This is a genomic window from Micromonospora sp. DT44 (assembly GCF_049841635.1).
Taxonomy (GTDB): Bacteria; Actinomycetota; Actinomycetes; order Mycobacteriales; family Micromonosporaceae; genus Micromonospora.
The window spans coordinates 94,591-109,793 of sequence record NZ_JBNCKS010000005.1 but is presented as its reverse complement, the minus strand read 5'-3'; the positions used below and the strand labels follow the sequence as shown (position 1 = coordinate 109,793).

12 protein-coding genes are annotated in these 15,203 nt (G+C 72.5%); 8 read left to right on the top strand and 4 right to left on the bottom strand.

What is annotated here, in order from left to right:
* Positions 1–2: 2 nt before the first annotated feature.
* From ACLQ25_RS04695 to larB, 3 genes are read right to left on the bottom strand one after another with little or no spacing between them, the layout of a single operon-like run.
* On the bottom strand, positions 3–1,298 hold the full coding sequence (locus ACLQ25_RS04695) for a glycosyltransferase (RefSeq protein WP_425729398.1): 1,296 nt from the start codon (positions 1,296–1,298) through the stop codon (positions 3–5).
* A complete protein-coding gene (gene larC / locus ACLQ25_RS04690) occupies positions 1,295–2,605 on the bottom strand; it encodes a nickel pincer cofactor biosynthesis protein LarC (protein ID WP_425729396.1) in 1,311 nt (436 codons plus the stop codon). The genes ACLQ25_RS04695 and larC overlap by 4 nt, the downstream gene beginning before the upstream one ends.
* Positions 2,598–3,254 (bottom strand): nickel pincer cofactor biosynthesis protein LarB, encoded by a 657-nt coding sequence (gene larB, locus ACLQ25_RS04685; protein ID WP_425729394.1) that lies wholly within the window; start codon positions 3,252–3,254, stop codon positions 2,598–2,600. Before larB ends, larC begins: the two co-directional genes overlap by 8 nt.
* Positions 3,255–3,273: 19 nt before the next feature.
* Here larB and larE point away from each other — a divergent pair, with 19 nt between their 5' ends.
* The 5 genes from larE to ACLQ25_RS04660 all read left to right on the top strand — a co-directional run bounded on the left by larE (position 3,274) and on the right by ACLQ25_RS04660 (position 10,384).
* Positions 3,274–4,167, top strand: coding sequence for an ATP-dependent sacrificial sulfur transferase LarE (gene larE, locus ACLQ25_RS04680; RefSeq protein WP_425729392.1), 894 nt, complete (start codon positions 3,274–3,276; stop codon positions 4,165–4,167).
* A 68-nt stretch (positions 4,168–4,235) separates the two neighbouring features.
* The gene (locus ACLQ25_RS04675) at positions 4,236–6,560 is read left to right on the top strand and encodes an HAD-IB family hydrolase (protein ID WP_425729390.1); all 2,325 of its coding nucleotides are present in this window, start codon (positions 4,236–4,238) and stop codon (positions 6,558–6,560) included.
* On the top strand, positions 6,557–7,816 hold the full coding sequence (locus tag ACLQ25_RS04670; RefSeq protein ID WP_425729388.1) for a zinc-dependent alcohol dehydrogenase: 1,260 nt from the start codon (positions 6,557–6,559) through the stop codon (positions 7,814–7,816). Before ACLQ25_RS04675 ends, ACLQ25_RS04670 begins: the two co-directional genes overlap by 4 nt.
* Before the next feature lie 50 nt (positions 7,817–7,866).
* The gene (locus ACLQ25_RS04665; protein ID WP_425729386.1) at positions 7,867–9,444 is read left to right on the top strand and encodes a lactate racemase domain-containing protein; all 1,578 of its coding nucleotides are present in this window, start codon (positions 7,867–7,869) and stop codon (positions 9,442–9,444) included.
* Between the two features lie 13 nt (positions 9,445–9,457).
* A complete protein-coding gene (locus tag ACLQ25_RS04660; protein ID WP_425729384.1) occupies positions 9,458–10,384 on the top strand; it encodes a lysophospholipid acyltransferase family protein in 927 nt (308 codons plus the stop codon).
* A gap of 180 nt (positions 10,385–10,564) precedes the next feature.
* On the opposite strand, the gene ACLQ25_RS04655 is transcribed toward ACLQ25_RS04660, so the two are convergent.
* Positions 10,565–11,014 carry a hypothetical protein gene (locus ACLQ25_RS04655; RefSeq protein WP_425729382.1) on the bottom strand — a complete coding sequence of 150 codons (450 nt, stop codon included), beginning with the start codon at positions 11,012–11,014 and terminating at the stop codon, positions 10,565–10,567.
* A 243-nt stretch (positions 11,015–11,257) separates the two neighbouring features.
* On the opposite strand from ACLQ25_RS04655, the gene ACLQ25_RS04650 reads away from it, so the two are divergent.
* From ACLQ25_RS04650 to ACLQ25_RS04640, 3 genes are read left to right on the top strand one after another with little or no spacing between them, the layout of a single operon-like run.
* Positions 11,258–12,784: an aldehyde dehydrogenase family protein gene (locus tag ACLQ25_RS04650; RefSeq protein WP_425729380.1), complete on the top strand. Its 1,527-nt coding sequence runs from the start codon at positions 11,258–11,260 to the stop codon at positions 12,782–12,784.
* Positions 12,781–13,911, top strand: a complete 1,131-nt coding sequence (locus ACLQ25_RS04645) for an acyl-CoA dehydrogenase family protein (protein ID WP_425729378.1) — start codon at positions 12,781–12,783, stop codon at positions 13,909–13,911. Before ACLQ25_RS04650 ends, ACLQ25_RS04645 begins: the two co-directional genes overlap by 4 nt.
* 8 nt (positions 13,912–13,919) lie before the next feature.
* Positions 13,920–15,203 (top strand): aspartate aminotransferase family protein, encoded by a 1,284-nt coding sequence (locus tag ACLQ25_RS04640; RefSeq protein WP_425729376.1) that lies wholly within the window; start codon positions 13,920–13,922, stop codon positions 15,201–15,203.

Here is a 15,203-nt window from a genome sequence, read left to right as displayed (position 1 = left end):
GGTCAGAGGACGCCGGCGGAGCCGATGGGGTCGGCCTCGCCGGCATCGTGCAGGGCGAGGATGGCCTCGGCCGCGTTCGCGGGTCCGTCGGTGGCCGCGTACCAGCGCTGGACCCGCTCGGCCGCCTCGCGGTAGGACCGGTCGGCCAGCATCTCCGCGGCCAGCGTGGCCAGTCTGGAGCCCACGTGTCTCGGCGCCAGCAGGCGTGCCGCGCCGATCCGTTCCAGCAGCGCGAGGTTCAGGTCCTGCTCCGGTTGGAGCGGAAAACCGAGCACCGGTGTGCCGCCGGCCATCGCCGTCTGCACGCTGCCCTGCCCGCCCGCGGTGATCGCCAGGTCCACCTCCGGCATGATCAGGTGGCTCGGCAGCACGCCGCCGACCATGACCCGGTCGCCGGCCATGTCGTGCAGGTCGTGGTGGGTGCCGGCGACCAGCACGCGCACCGGGAGGGTGGCGATGGTCGTCACGACGCGCCGCACGAAGCCGACCTCGGCCGAGTTGACCGCCACGTAGACGACCGGCCCCGGCTCGGCGAGGAAACGGGCGACCCGCTCCGGCAACGGCAGGTCGAGCCGGGCGTAGAGCGGCCCGACGCAGCGCAGCCGGGTGCCCGCCCGATAGCCGGACCGACCGTCCGGCCGCCAGTCGGCCACCTCCGTGGCGGACACACCCAGCACCTCCGGCACCTCCGGGATGAGCGCCAGGTCGCCGAGGACGAGCGCGGCGAGGCTGGGTACGCGCGGTACGCCCAGGTCGGCCGCCAGCCGGTTGAACCCCCCGCAGTAGAAGCCGACCCGGGACGGCAGGGAGTTGGACAACCACCGCAGCAGCGGCGACGGCAGCAGGCCGAAGTGCGCCTGACTCGGCGCCGGCAGCATCCCGCGCTCGAACAGCGGCGGTACCCAACTGCCGGCGTGCTCGGTGACCAGCCGGGCACCGGCCAACCGGGTCGACAGCAGGGTGGTCAGCGTGAAGCCGGTGACCACCGTACGGATGTCGTGTTGGCGGAAGTACTCGGTCTCGGCGGTGACGTAGTCGCGCATCTCCCGGTCGGTGTACATGCTCTGACCGACGTAGCCCATGCCGATCTCGTCGCGGATGAACCGTTCGCACCGCTGCGGCGTCATCCGCTCACCGACGATGTCGTACGGAACGCCGACGTCGCGGAGCACGTGCTCGTAGGTGCCGCCGTGCGTGGCGATGCGGGCGGTCACCCCGCGCTGGCGCAGCGCACGGTAGATCTCCAACATGCGCGAGGTGGCGGAGAGGAAGCCGCAGTGCGGCATCAGACAGATCATGCGGTCGTCGCCTCCGGGAGCGGGCCGGCCTCCGGGAGCGGGCCGGCCTCCGGCGACGGGCCGACGCCGCGGGCCGCCGCGCGTACCTCGTCCAGCACCCGGGCGACCGGCACGTCGGCGCGCTGGGCGACCGCCAGGGCGTCGTCGTACTCCGGTTGCACGCTGACCAGACGGTCACCCAGGTAGCCGCGTTTGACCCGGACGGCGGTGTCGCCGTACGGCATGGCGATCTGGTCGCGGCGCAGCCGGCGGCGCTGCACGGTGGACACCCGTACGCCGAGCGTGCCGGTGTAGGTGAAGACCAGCCGGCAGACCAGGTCGAGCTGCGCCGGTGCGGCCAGCACGCTGAGCAGTTGCCCCGGTCGGCCCTTGCGCATCAGCACCGGCGTGCACCAGGCGTCGGCCGCGCCCACGGCCCGCAACCGCTCCAGCAGATCCGGCCAGACCCGTGGGTCCACGTCGTCGATGGTGGTGTCCACCCGGTGCAGCGGTTCGCCCTGCCAGGGCGTGGCGTCGGCGTCCGGGGCCGCCGAGGCGCCCACCAGCACCCGAAGGATGTTCGGGTGGCCGGCCGGGTCCCTGGTGCCGGCGCCGACCCCAACCGCGTGCGGCACCAACGCCGGTGGCGGCCCCCAGCCGGTGGCCAGCGTGGCGAGCAGGGCCGCGCCCGACGGCGTGCACAGCTCCATCGCGGCCGCATGGGCGGCGATCGGTGCGCCCGCGCCGGAGAGGATCTCCAGAACGGCGGGCACGGGTACCGGCATCGGGCCGTGCTCGGTGCGGACCACGCCGGAGCCGACCGCGACCGGGCCGACCACCCGGATCGGAGCGTCGAGCAGCCCCAGGTCGGCGAGCGCGAGCGCGCATCCGACCAGGTCGACCACCGCGTCGAGGGCGCCGACCTCGTGGAAGTGGATGTCCGCCAGGGGTACGCCGTGCACCCGCGCCTCGGCCCGCGCGAGGGTGGTGAAGGCGGCGACCGCGAAGTCGTGCACCGCCGACGGAAGCGCCGCCCGGGCGATGATCGCGGTCACCGCGGCCAGGTCGCGGTGGGTGCCGCTGTCGGGTGCCGTGACGATCAGATGGGCGGCGCGCAGGCCGTGTCGCCGTACGCTCTCCAGCTTCAGTGTCACCGGCTCAACCGCGAGTCGCGCCACGCCCTGCTCGACGACGGACAGGCTCGCGCCCGCGTCGAGCAACGCCGCCAGCAGCATGTCGCCGGCCGCGCCGTTGCTGGGATCGACCCACAGGGCGGTGCTCGACGGGACCGCCGCGCTGTCCTCGGTCCTCGTCCGCGGCTCAGCCATTCGCGTCTGCGCAGCTCGGCGTGCGGCGGGCGATCCTGGCGGCGGCGACGCCCGCGCCGAAGCCGTTGTCCACGTTGACGGTGAGCACGCCCGGAGCGCACGAGTTGAGCATGCCGAGCCATGCCGTCAGGCCGTCCAGGTGCCAGCCGTACCCGACGCTGGTGGGCACCGCGATCAGCGGGCTGCCCACCAGTCCACCGAGGACCGACGGCAGCGCGGCCTCCATCCCGGCGATGGCCACCACCACGTCGGCGCGGGCGATACGGTCCCGCTCGGTCAGCAACCGGTGCAGGCCGGCCACCCCGACGTCCACCACCAGATCCGCCCGGGCGCCGAAGACGGCCACGGTGGCCGCGCACTCGCGGGCGACCGGCAGATCGCTCGTGCCACCGCAGGCGATGGCGACCGTGCCCACGGGCGTGCGCGCTGGGCCCACCACGGCCGTCCGGGACACCGGATCCACCACGTCGGCGCCGAACTCGTCGGCGCACCGGGCCATGGCGGCGTCGGTGAGCCGGGTGGCGAGGATCGGGGTGTCCGGGTGGGCGAGGCGTAACGCGCGCATCGCTCCCGTCACCTGTTCAGGAGTTTTGCCCGCGCCGTACACCACTTCGGGGTCGCCGGTGCGCGACAGACGGTCCACGTCCATCCGTGCGAATCCTAGGTCGATGAATTCCGGTGCGGACACCTCACGCTCCTTCCAGTACTGTCGAGCTGTGAGACCTGATGGATGGGCCTGGGGGGCCGCGGATCAGCTCGTCGCGGAATTCACACGATACGGCAAAACGCTCGTCGCATTCTCCGGTGGCGTGGACTCCAGCGTCGCCGTCGCGGCGGCGGTGCGGGCTCTGGATCCGGCCGATGTCGCTGCGGTGACAGCGGTTTCGGCCGCTGTCCCCGCCGCCGAGGTCGCCGCCGCCCGCGACTTCTGTGCCCGGCTCGGCGTGGCGCACCACGTGCTCGGCACCCGCGAGTTGGAGGTCGAGGGCTACCGCGAGAACGGCCCGCGCCGGTGCTACTTCTGCAAGAGCACGCTCATCGACACCGTGCGCGAGCTGGCCGATCGGCTCGGCTTCACGACAGTGGTGACGGGCACTAACGCCTCGGACCTGGCCGCCGGCTTCCGACCGGGGATCGCCGCCGCGGCCGAGCGCGCGGCCCGCACGCCGCTCGCGGACCTCGGGCTCGACAAGCCGGCGGTACGCGCGATAGCGGTGCTCTGGGGGCTCGACACGGCCGCCAAGCCGGCCGCCGCGTGTCTGGCCAGCCGGATCGCGTTCGGTGTGCCCATCTCGCCGGCCCGGCTGGCCCGGGTGGAGATGGCCGAGCTGGCGGCCCGTCGCCTGCTGGACCCGCACGGGGTGGTCGACCTGCGGGTCCGTGACCTGGGCGACGGCGTCCGCCTCGAGGTCGACCCGCCCATCGTGGAGCGGGCCCGTGCCGACCAGCGACTCGCCGCCGCCATCCGCGCGGCCGGATTCCCCGACGTGCCGCTCACGGTGGAGGCGTTCCGGTCCGGATCGATGAACGAACTGCTCGACGAACCGGAGCGCTGGCGCTGACCGGAGGCGTCGTTTTTTCCGCGAATCGGTGGGCTGACGCGCGGCCCGTTTGACGCTATCCTCATCTGGTGAATTACAACCCGGGTGACCGACCCGCCACGCCGAACTGGTCTCTCGATGGTGCCCACGTCCTGCTCACGGGGGTGACCGGGTTCCTCGGTCAGGCAGCGCTGGAGCGGCTGCTGGCCGACCACCCCAACACCCGGGTGACGGTGCTGGTGCGCGGGCGCGGCGCGACGTCGGGCGCCGACCGCGTCGCCGGGCTGGGGCGCAAGCCGGTGTTCCGCACGCTGCGCCGGCGGATCGGCGGGCCGGCCCTCACACAGCTGCTGGCCGAGCGGGTCAGCGTCCTCGAGGGCGACCTCACCGGCTCGGTCCCGGCGCTGCCGGACGACCTGACCGCCGTTCTGCACTGCGCGTCCACCGTGTCCTTCGACCCGCCGATCGACGAGGCGTTCGAGGTCAACGTCGGCGGCCTGGTCAACCTCTACGACGCGGTCGTCGCGCTGCCGCGACGTCCGCACGTGGTGCACGTCTCCACGGCGTACGTGGCCGGCGCCCGCAAGGGCGTGGTGCCGGAGGCTCCGCTGGACCACGACGTCGACTGGCAGGCCGAGCTGACCGCAGCGCGGGCCGCTCGCGCCGAGGTGGAGCGCGCCTCCCGCCGCCCCGAGGCGCTGCGCGCGCTGTTGGCCGAGGCCCGCGCCGAGCACGGCAAGGCCGGCCCGCAGGCGACGGCGCGGGCCGCCGAGGAGGCGCGGCGCCGCAAGGTGACCGAGCGGCTGGTCGACTACGGTCGGCTGCGCGCGCACAGCGTCGGCTGGCCGGACGTCTACACGTTCACCAAGGCGCTGGGGGAGCGGGTCGCCGAGCAGTACGCCCGCGACGAGGGGCTGCGCCTCTCCGTGGTGCGCCCGGCGATCGTGCAGAGCGCGCTGCGTCATCCGTTCCCCGGGTGGTTCGACTCCTTCAAGATGGTGGACCCGATCATCCTGTCGTACGGGCGGGGCACGCTTCCGGACTTTCCCGGCCTGCCCGACGCGGTCGTGGACATCGTCCCCATCGACCTGGTCACCAACGCCCTGCTGGCGGTCGCGCCTGTCGAGCCGGAGCCCGCCGCGCCGGTCTACTACCACGTCGGCACCGGCGCGCGGAACCCGCTCACCCAACGCCAGCTCGACGAGAACATCCGCAACTACTTCCGTCGTCACCCGCTCCCCGAGGCCGGTCGGGGTCACATCGCGGTGCCGACGTGGCGGTTTCCGGGTGCGAGCCAGATCGAGCGCAAGCTGCGCACCGGCGAGCGCGCCGTGTCGTTCGCCGAACGGGCGCTGCTGCGGCTGCCGGCCTCGCCGCGCACCCGCGACTGGATGACGAAGGTGCACAAGGAGACCAAGCGGATCGAGTCGCTGCGCCGACTCTCCGATCTGTACGGCGTCTACACCGAGGTCGAGGCCATCTACACCGACGGCAACGTGCTGGCCCTGCACCGCCAGTTGCCCGACGAGGTGGTGAGCCGGGGCAGCTTCGACGTCGCCGAGGTGGACTGGCCGCACTACCTCCAGGAGGTGCACTGCCCGGCCATCACCGCGCTGCTGCGGCAGTCGGTGACCCGGCGTCCCCGCTCCAGCGGGCGCGGGCCGCTGCCCGAGGGCCGCGACACGGTGGCGGTCTTCGACCTGGAGGGCACCGTGGTGGCGTCCAACCTCATCGAGACCTTCCTGTGGGCCCGCCTGTCCGACCGGCCGAAGGGCGGCTGGGCCAAGGAGCTCGCCGCGCTCGCCGGAGCCGCGCCGCGCTACCTGCGCGCCGAGCAGCGCAGTCGGGGCGAGTTCATCCGGACCTTCATGCGGCGGTACGCGGGGGCCTCCGAGGAGGCGCTGCGCGACCTGATCCGCGACCGGATGGGTGACGCCCTGCTGCGGCGGGCGCTGCCGGAGGCGATCCGGCAGATCCGCGCCCACCGTGCGGCCGGCCACCGCACCATCCTGATCACCGGCACCGCGGACATCCTCATCGAATCGCTGCGACCGCTCTTCGACGATGTGGTCGCGAGCCGGTTGCACGTGCGCGACGGCGTCCTGACCGGCTTCCTGGCCTCACCGCCGTTGGTGGGCGAGGCCCGCCTGGCCTGGCTCCGCCACCACGCCGACGACATCGGCGCGGACCTGCGGAGCTCGTACGCGTACGGCGACAGCTTCTCCGACCGATCACTTCTTGAGGGGGTGGGCAACCCGGTGGCCGTCAACCCCGATCCCAAGCTGTACCGCCACGCGAAGCGCCAGAACTGGCGCATCGAGGAGTGGGGCGGGCACACGGTCGGCGCGGTCGAGAACATGGTCGAGCTGACCACCTCGGCCGCCGGCCCCGGCGCGCGGGGAGCGGCCCGATGATGCCGGCCCTGGAATACCGCCAGTCGACTCCCCGCTTCCTCGCCGCCCGGGGCGCCAGTTCCACCAAACTCGGCGGCCGGATGTCCGGCGTGCTCGCCAGCAACGTCGCGCCCCTGCGCCTGGTGCACCGGGCCGAGCCCAGCCTGCCGTCGGGCGACTGGGTCCGGCTGCGACCGCTGCTCTCCGGCATCTGCGGCTCGGACGTCAGCCTGCTGACGGGTCGCTCGTCGCCGTACTTCGGAGCGGTCGTGTCGATGCCCTTCGTGCCCGGGCACGAGGTGGTCGCGGAGACCCTGGACGACCTACCCGACCTGCCCAAGGGCAGCCGCGTCGTGGTCGATCCGGTGCTGTCCTGCGCCGTACGCGGCGGGGAGCCCTGCCGATGGTGTGTCGCGGGGCAGCACAGCCGGTGCGACCGGGTCACCGCCGGTCGTGTCTCCGCCGGCCTGCAGACCGGCTACTGCACCGATACCGGCGGAGGCTGGGGTCGGCAGATGGTCGCGCACGCGGCCCAGCTGCATCGGGTACCCGACACGATGGACGACCGCCGGGCGGTGCTGGTCGAGCCGCTGGCCTGCGCGGTGCACTCGGTCCATCGGGCGCAGGTGCCGGCCGGGGCGGCCGTGCTGATCGTCGGCGCCGGCACGGTCGGCCTGCTGACCCTGCTGGCGCTGCGTGCTCTGACCAAGGCCGGCCCCATCTACGTGGTGGCCAAGCACGCGCACCAGCACGCCCGGGCCCGCGAGCTCGGGGCGACCGAGGTGTTCCAGCCGTCCCGTGCGGCCCGCGCGGTACGCCGGGCCTGTGGCGGCACGCTGGAGCAACCCATGATCGGCGGCGACTTCCTCCTCGGCGGGGCGGACGTGGCCTTCGAGTGCACCGGTGCCGGTGCCGGCCTGGACATGGCGCTGCGGCTGGTCCGGGCCGGTGGCACGGTGCTGCTGTCCGGGATGCCTTCCGGCGGGGTGGACCTGACACCCGTCTGGTTCCGGGAGCTGAACCTCGTCGGGTCGTACGCCTCCAGCGGCAGCGCGGCGGCGAGCCCGACCGCCGAGCCCGGCGCCGACGCGCAGGAGGTCGACGAGTCCGTCGGTGGCACGTTCGCCGAGGCGATGGCGCTGGCCGCCGAGGCGCCCCTGGACGGTTACGTCGACGCGATCTACCCGCTGACGCGGTGGCGCGAGGCCCTCGGCCACGCCGCCAAGGCTGGGCAGTTGGGCGCCGTCAAGGTCGCCTTCGACCCCAGCCGCAACTGACCAAGCAGCCCGACGCACACGCACGAGCCGGAACGACGAAAGGACAATTCATGAGCAGACCTGGCTTCGTGCTCGAGGTCGACGAGCGTACGCCGCCGCTGCTCGTCCACCAGGGGGAGGGTTTCCTCCTCGAGCGGTTCCCGCTCGGCACGCGGGTGGTGTACCCGCCGGACTCGCTTCCGCCCATCGCCAACGTCGACGCCGCCATCCAGCGCGCGCTGCTGCACCCGGTGGACTCGCCGCCGCTGCCCGAGCTGCTACGCCCCGGGATGCGCCTGACGATCGTCTTCGACGACCTGTCGCTCCCGCTGCCGCAGATGCGCCCGCCGGACATCCGGCAGCGGGTGATCGAGAACGTGCTGGAGCTCGCCGCCGAGGCTGGTGTGGACGACGTCGAGCTGATCGCGGCGAACTCGCTGCACCGGCGGATGACGCCGGCCGAGCTGAAGCGGATCGTCGGCGAGCGGGTCTTCCGGGCGTTCTTCCCCAAGCACCTGCGCAACCACGACGCCGAGGACCCGGACGGTCTGGTCCACCTCGGCACCACCCCGCACGGCGAGGACGTGGAGATCAACCGGCGGGCGGCCGAGAGCGATCTCATCGTGTACGCCAACATCAACCTCACGGCGATGAGCGGCGGCAGCAAGTCGGTCACCGTGGGGCTCGGCTCCTACCGGAGTCTGCGCCACCACCACAACGTCCACACGCTGCGCCACTCGCGCTCCTTCAACGACCCGCCGAACTCGGCCATGCACCACTCCTACGATCGGATGGCCGAGGTGCTGGGCGAGGCGGTCAAGGTCTTCACGGTCGAGACCACCCTCAACCTCGACTCGTTCCCCAGCCAGGTCGGCTTCCTCAATCGCCGGGAGTGGGAGTGGGGGATCGGCGACCAGCTGTCCTACCTGGCCACCAAGCGGGCCAACGACCTGACGCCGGCCAAGCTGCGCCGACGCGTCTGGCAGAACAACGACGCGCCGTACGGGGTGACCGGGGTCAACGCGGGCCGACCGGACTCGGTCCACCCGCTCACGCTGGCCAACGTGCACCGTCAGCAGCTCACCGAGGTGCAGGGTCAGAGTGACATCGGCGTGTGGGGCCTGCCCTTCATCTGTCCGTACAACGTCAACTCGATCATGAACCCGATCCTGGTGATGTCGCTGGGCCTGGGGTACTTCTTCAACCTCTACCGCAACCAGCCCATCGTGCGGCGCGGCGGGGTCGGGATCTTCTACCACCCGATGCCCAAGGAGTTCCACCCGGTGCACCACCCCAGCTACATCGACTTCTTCGAGGAGGTCCTGCCGCAGACCACCGACCCGGCGGCGATCGAGGCGAAGTACGAGCAGCAGTACGCGCAGGACCCCTGGTACCGGCACCTGTACCGGACCAGCTACGCGTACCACGGCGTGCACCCGTTCTACATGTGGTACTGGGGGGCGCACGCGATGGAGCACCTCGGCGACGTGATCTTCGTGGGCGCCGACCGGAAGACGGCGGCGGTGATGGGCTTCCGGGCGGCATCCTCGCTCGCCGACGCGCTGGAGATGGCGCGCGACACCGTCGGGTCGAGCCCGAGCATCACGTACCTGCACGCCCCGCCCGTGACGCTGGCGGACGTCCGATGACCCGGGAGGCGACGTGCGCCTGATCGACGAGGTGAGGCTGCTGCGCGGCCGCCGCGACTGGCGTGGCCGGGCGACGACCCCTCGCTCCGCCGAGCCGTACGAGATCCGCCGTGAGCGCTCCGAGTTCCCCACCGCCTGGGCCCGCACCCGGGCGGCGGGGGCGGTCCGTTTCGGCCTGCAGCGAGGCGTGCTCAAGTCGGTGGCCTGGACCCAGACCCATCCGGTCGTCCGGGGCACGGAGTACCTCGACGGTCTGCAGGGGCCCGCCGTCTTCGTCTCCAACCACGCGAGTCACCTGGACACGCCGTTGATTCTCGGCTCGGTGCCCCGTCGGTTCGCGCGGCGGCTGGCCGTCGGGGCCGCCGCCGACTACTTCTTCGACGCGCGCTGGCGCGCCGTCGTGACGTCGCTGGTGTTCAACGCCTTCCCGATCGAGCGGCAGGGTGACCGGCGGCTACGCAGCCTCGCCACCAGGCTGCTCGGCGACGGGTGGAGCCTGCTGCTCTTTCCGGAGAGCAGCAGGTCCACCGACGGCTGGATGAGCGGCATGCGGCTGGGCGCCGCGCACCTGTGCTGTACGCACAACGTGCCGGCGGTGCCGGTCGCGCTGCGGGGCACGTTCGGCGCCATGCCGCGCGGCCGGAACTGGCCGGTGCCCGGCCGGCGCACGGTCGTGGTGCGCTACGGCCGGCCACTGTGGCCCCGCGAGGGCGAGGGGGCGCGGGCGTTCCACGAGCGGATGTCCGCCGCGATCGGCCGGTTGTGGGTGGAGGAGGAGGTCGGCTGGTACCGCTCACTGCGGACCGCGCCGGCCGCCGCCGTCGCGTCCACCACCGGGCCGCAGGCCGCCGAGTGGCGGCGGTTGTGGGAGTCGACGCGTCCGCTTCCCGCGGCCGACGGCCGCCCGGCCCGCCGCATCTGGCCGACCAGCCGCTCCTGACCGCCGGACGACTCCCGCTCGGGCGGGTCGATCAGCGTCGGGATCCGCACGCGCGGGCTGTTCGGCCGGCCCTGACGACGCTGCCGTACCCGCGCACGCCCGCGTCGACCGTCCGGGCGGTCCGACCGCTCGGACTACGCCGCACGCCCGCGCTGACCGTCCGGGCGGTCGGCGTGCGGGCTACGGCCGCTCGCGCGGGAGATCGGCGGATGTCTGCCCGGAGGCGTTGCCGGCCGGGAGACGGTAGCCGGCGAAGAAGACCGCCAGTCCCACCACGACGGTGAGCGTCAGCAGGGCGTTCTCCGCGACGCTGTCGACGGTTGGCAGCGCCCCCGCGTGGGCCAGATGGAACAGCAGGTGTGGCGTGTTCGCGACAACCGACGCGGCCGCTGCGGCGAGACACAACTCCCGCACCGGCCGCGCGGCCGCCCACCCGAGGAGGACCGCAAACGCCAGGTAGGCGTAGCCCAGGTCGGACAGCAGGTGTTCGTTGTATGGGCCGCCGGCGGCCACCCAGCCCGCGCCGAACGGGAACCAGTCGAAGAACCACCGTGGCGCGACGGACGCCGGCACGCCGAGGGCGAGCATCTGCGCGGCCAGTAATGCCGATCCGATCCGAATCCACCGCATGGGGCTTTTCCTGGCCGCTTCCGCGTCGTGTGTCGGCATCTTGCCTCTGCTCAAAGGTTCGTTGACACCCTTCAACGAGGGCATCTATGGTTCGACCGTTCCTCGACTAATGAATTAGTAGCACAGACTCGCTTATGGGAGGGGGCTGCGACGTTGCGATCGTACGGGTCCTACATCGCAGGTCAGGACGTTCCAGCGGACAAGTGGGTACATTGCCTGCGCGCCTCGGCGGTGCTCGACGACATGCTGCCCCAGCTTTCCCTCAAGCGTGACCTGGACCGCGGCCGTCGCCACGACGGCGACGACCACGCGAGCGTCCTGGCCCGCTGCGCGGTGGCCGACGACGCCGTCGTCGAGCAGGCCATCCAGGCCGCCGCGGCGGCGGCGCCCGTCTGGGGCGCGATGCCTCTTCGGGTACGACTCCAGGTGGCGCACCGACTCCACGAGGAGCTGCGCCGGCGGCACGACGAGGTGGTGGAGGTCCTCGTCCAAGAGGGGCACCCCCGCGCGCTCGCCGAGTGGGAGCTGGCCGGGTGCCTGCACGGGACGAGCCCCGAGACGATCGGGCTGTGCGCGGAGCAGATGCACCGGGAGTACGACGACGCGAATCGGCGTCTACTGGTGGTACGCAAGCCCGACGGCGTGGTCGCGCTGAGCCCACCGCAGAACGCGGCGGCGGTCAACTCGCTGCTCGGCGTTCCCGCGCTCGCGGCCGGCAACGCGCTCGTCGTGAAGGCGCCGCGTGGGAGCCCCTACGGCGTGATGTTCGTGCTGCGCGAGATCGTGGCGCCGATCCTCGACGAGGTCGGTGCCCCACCGGGCACCCTGAACGTGGTCTGCGGCCCGCCCAAGCGGATCCTCGACCAGTTCCTGGCCAGCCCACTCGTCGACGACATCTTCTATTTCGGCAGCAGTGAACTCGGCATCCCGCTCGGAGCGGAGGCGGTACGCCGGGGCAAGAAGCCGATCCTGGAGTTGGCCGGCAACGACGGTTGTGTGGTGTGGCACGACGCCGATCTCGACCGTGCCGCCGAGGCGCTCACCGAGAGCTTCTTCGGCTCCGGGCAGATCTGCATGGTTCCCAACTACGTGGTGGCCCACCCGGCGATCGCGGACCGTCTGCTGGCCCGCCTGATCAGCCACGCCCGCAAGATCCGGCCCGGTCACCCCGAGGATCCGGACGTGCTGCTGTCGCCGGTGCTCAAGAGCGACCAGTTCGCCCGGTACGTCGAGCAGGCCACGGAGTGCGGCGCCGAGGTGCTCGCCGGTGGGAACCGGATGGAGCTGGACGGCTCGATCTCGTCCACCGGGGTGTTCGTCGAGCCGACCGTTCTGCGGGTCAACGGCCTGACCGACGCCCGGGCGGTGTGGGCGGTGGCCCGGGAGACCTTCTTCCCGCTGCTGCCGGTGGTGGTGCCCGACCCGGATCACGGCGACGGCCTGCTCGACGACGTCATCGACTTCCTGAACGCCAACGAGTACGCCCTGCGCAACTCGGTCTGGACCGGTGACGAGTCCATGGTCGAGCAGTTCGTGGCCCGGGTGCACAACGGGGGCCTACTCAAGATCAACGATTCGCACATCGGGTTCGTCCCGTACCTGTCCACCCACGGTGGCGCCGGCCTGACCGGCGGCCCGGGGGGCGAGAGCAACTATCCAATGCTGCGTACGTCGCACCTGCAGGGCATCAGCATCGGCCGCGACGTCCAACCCCGGCGGGCGGCATTTGCCTCCCCGCTGCGTGCCGAGCGGGAGGGTCTGGCCGCATGAGTTTTCTCGACACCGAGCGGGACACCTGCGAGATGCTGCTTCCGGGCCTGCTCAAGAGGCTCGGCGAGGTTCCCCTGATGGAGTTGGAGCGCCCGGGTGGGCCGGGCATCGCCCTCTTCCGGGAGGCGGGGGGCGCGGGTCTGGTGGTGCCCAAGACGTACCACGGGCTCGGCGCGTCCGCCCTCCAGACCGTGCGGGTCACCCGCGCCCTGGCCGCGCAGGCGCCGTCGCTGGCGGTCGCCACCACGATGCACCAGTTCTCGGTCGCCGGCCTGGTGGCCCTGGCCCGGGCGAACGTCGGGTTCGAGTGGATGCTGCTCGAGGCGGTGGCCACCGATCACCGGCTGGTCGCCTCCGGCTTCGCCGAGGGGCACGCCGGTCGCGGCATCCTGACGCCCACCATGACCGCCCGGCGGGACGGCAGGAACTGGCGGGTCACCGGTGCGAAGCGTCCGTGCAGCCTCTCCGCCTCAATGGACCTGCTGACCGCCAGCGTCGCGGTGCCCACCGAGGACGGCGGCACCCGCCTGGGTGTGGCGCTCATTCCGGCGGAGTCGCCGGGCATCACGATCGAGCCCTTCTGGGCGTCGCCGGTGCTCACCGGCGCCGAGTCCGACGCCGTGCTGCTCAACGACGTCGAGGTCCATCCGGACCTGTTCGTCTACCCGGAGGTCGCGCTCGACGGTCAGCTCGACGACCTGCAGACCATCGGGTTCGTCTGGTTCCAGCTCCTGGTGACCGCGTGTTACCTGGGGGTGGCGTCGGCGCTGGTCGAGCGCGCGATCACCAGCGGCCGGGGACCGGTCACCGAGCGGGCGGACGTGGCGACCGCCGTGCAGGGCGCGGCGATCATGTTGGACGGCGCGGCACGGAGCCTCGACGACGGCGACGGCGGCAACGACGCCCTCGGCCGGGCGCTCGTGGTGCGCTTCGCCGCCGCGAACGCGATCGCCGCGGCGGTGCGCGGGTCGGTGGATCTGCTCGGTGGGATGGCCTTCATCTCCTCGCCCGAGGTGGCCTATCTCGCCGCCACGTCGCACGCGGTCGCCTTCCACCCACCGTCGCGCGTGAGCACCGCCGCGGAACTGACGGCCTGGTTCGGCGGCCAGCCGCTCGTGGTGAGCTAGGAGGAGTGGTGACAGCCAGCAGCGTAGAGACCGATCAGCAGGTCCGGGAGCAGGTCCGGAACAACTACCGTCGTTTCCTGTCCCGGGGTCGCGCCAAGCTCGGCGACATGTTCGGCGGGCACGTCGAGGTCGGTTCCGAGGGCGCGTGGGTGTACACCTCGGACGGTAACCGATTCCTCAACGTGGGCGGCTACGGCGTGTTCCTGCACGGCGCCCGGCACCCGGCCGTGGTCGCCGCGGTCGTCGCGCAGATCCAGAGCCATCCGATAGCCACCCGACTGATGCTGGAGCCGTCGGTGGCCGAGGCCGCGGCAGCGCTCGTCGCGGTGGCGCCGCCCGGGCTGACCCGGGTGCACTTCGCGGGCTCCGGCGCGGAGGCCGTGGAGGCGGCCATCAAGATGGCCCGTGTCCAGGGCCGGCGCAGGCTCGTCTCGACCGTGAACGGATACCACGGCAAGACCATGGGCGCGCTCTCCGTCACCGCGCAGGACCTCTACCAGCGCCCGTTCCGCCCGCTGTTGCCGGACACCACGCACGTTCCGTACGGAGACGTCGAGGCGCTGGGCGCCGCGCTGGCGGCCGGGCCGCCGGCCTGCGTGATCATGGAACCGGTGCAGGGCGAGGGCGGGGTGGTCATCCCACCGCCCGGCTACCTGCGCGAGGTGTCCCGACTGTGCCGGGAGCACGGCGCGTTCCTGGTGCTCGACGAGATCCTCACCGGCGTCGGCCGCCTCGGTCACTGGTGGGGCGCCCTTCGCGAGGGCGTGACACCGGACGTGCTGCTGGCCGGCAAGAGCCTGTCCGGCGGCATCGTGCCGGTCTCCGCCGTGGTCGCCACCGCCGAGGCGTTCCAGGCCTTCGACAAGGACCCGTTCCTGCACACGTCCACATTCTCCGGCGCGCCGATCGCGATGGCCGCCACCCGCGCGGCGATCACGGTCGCCACCGAGGAACGGTTGGTCGAGCGCGCGGCGACGCTCGGCGACGAGCTGCTGGCCCGCCTGCGGGCGGTGGCCGCCGGGTACCCGCACCTGGTTCGTGAGGTACGCGGCGTCGGGCTGCTGATCGGCGTGGAGTTCGCCGGTCCGGGGCTGGCCGGCGAGGCCATCCTCGAACTCCTCAACGCCCGGGTGATCGTGAACCACTCGCTGAACGCCAGCGCGGTGCTGCGCCTCACTCCACCCGCGGTGCTCTCCGGCGACGAGGTCGCCCTCCTGGTCGACGCGTTCGACGGCGCGCTGCGCACGCTCGGCCACCGCTATCCGACAGCAGACCGGCTGGGGGTCCACTGA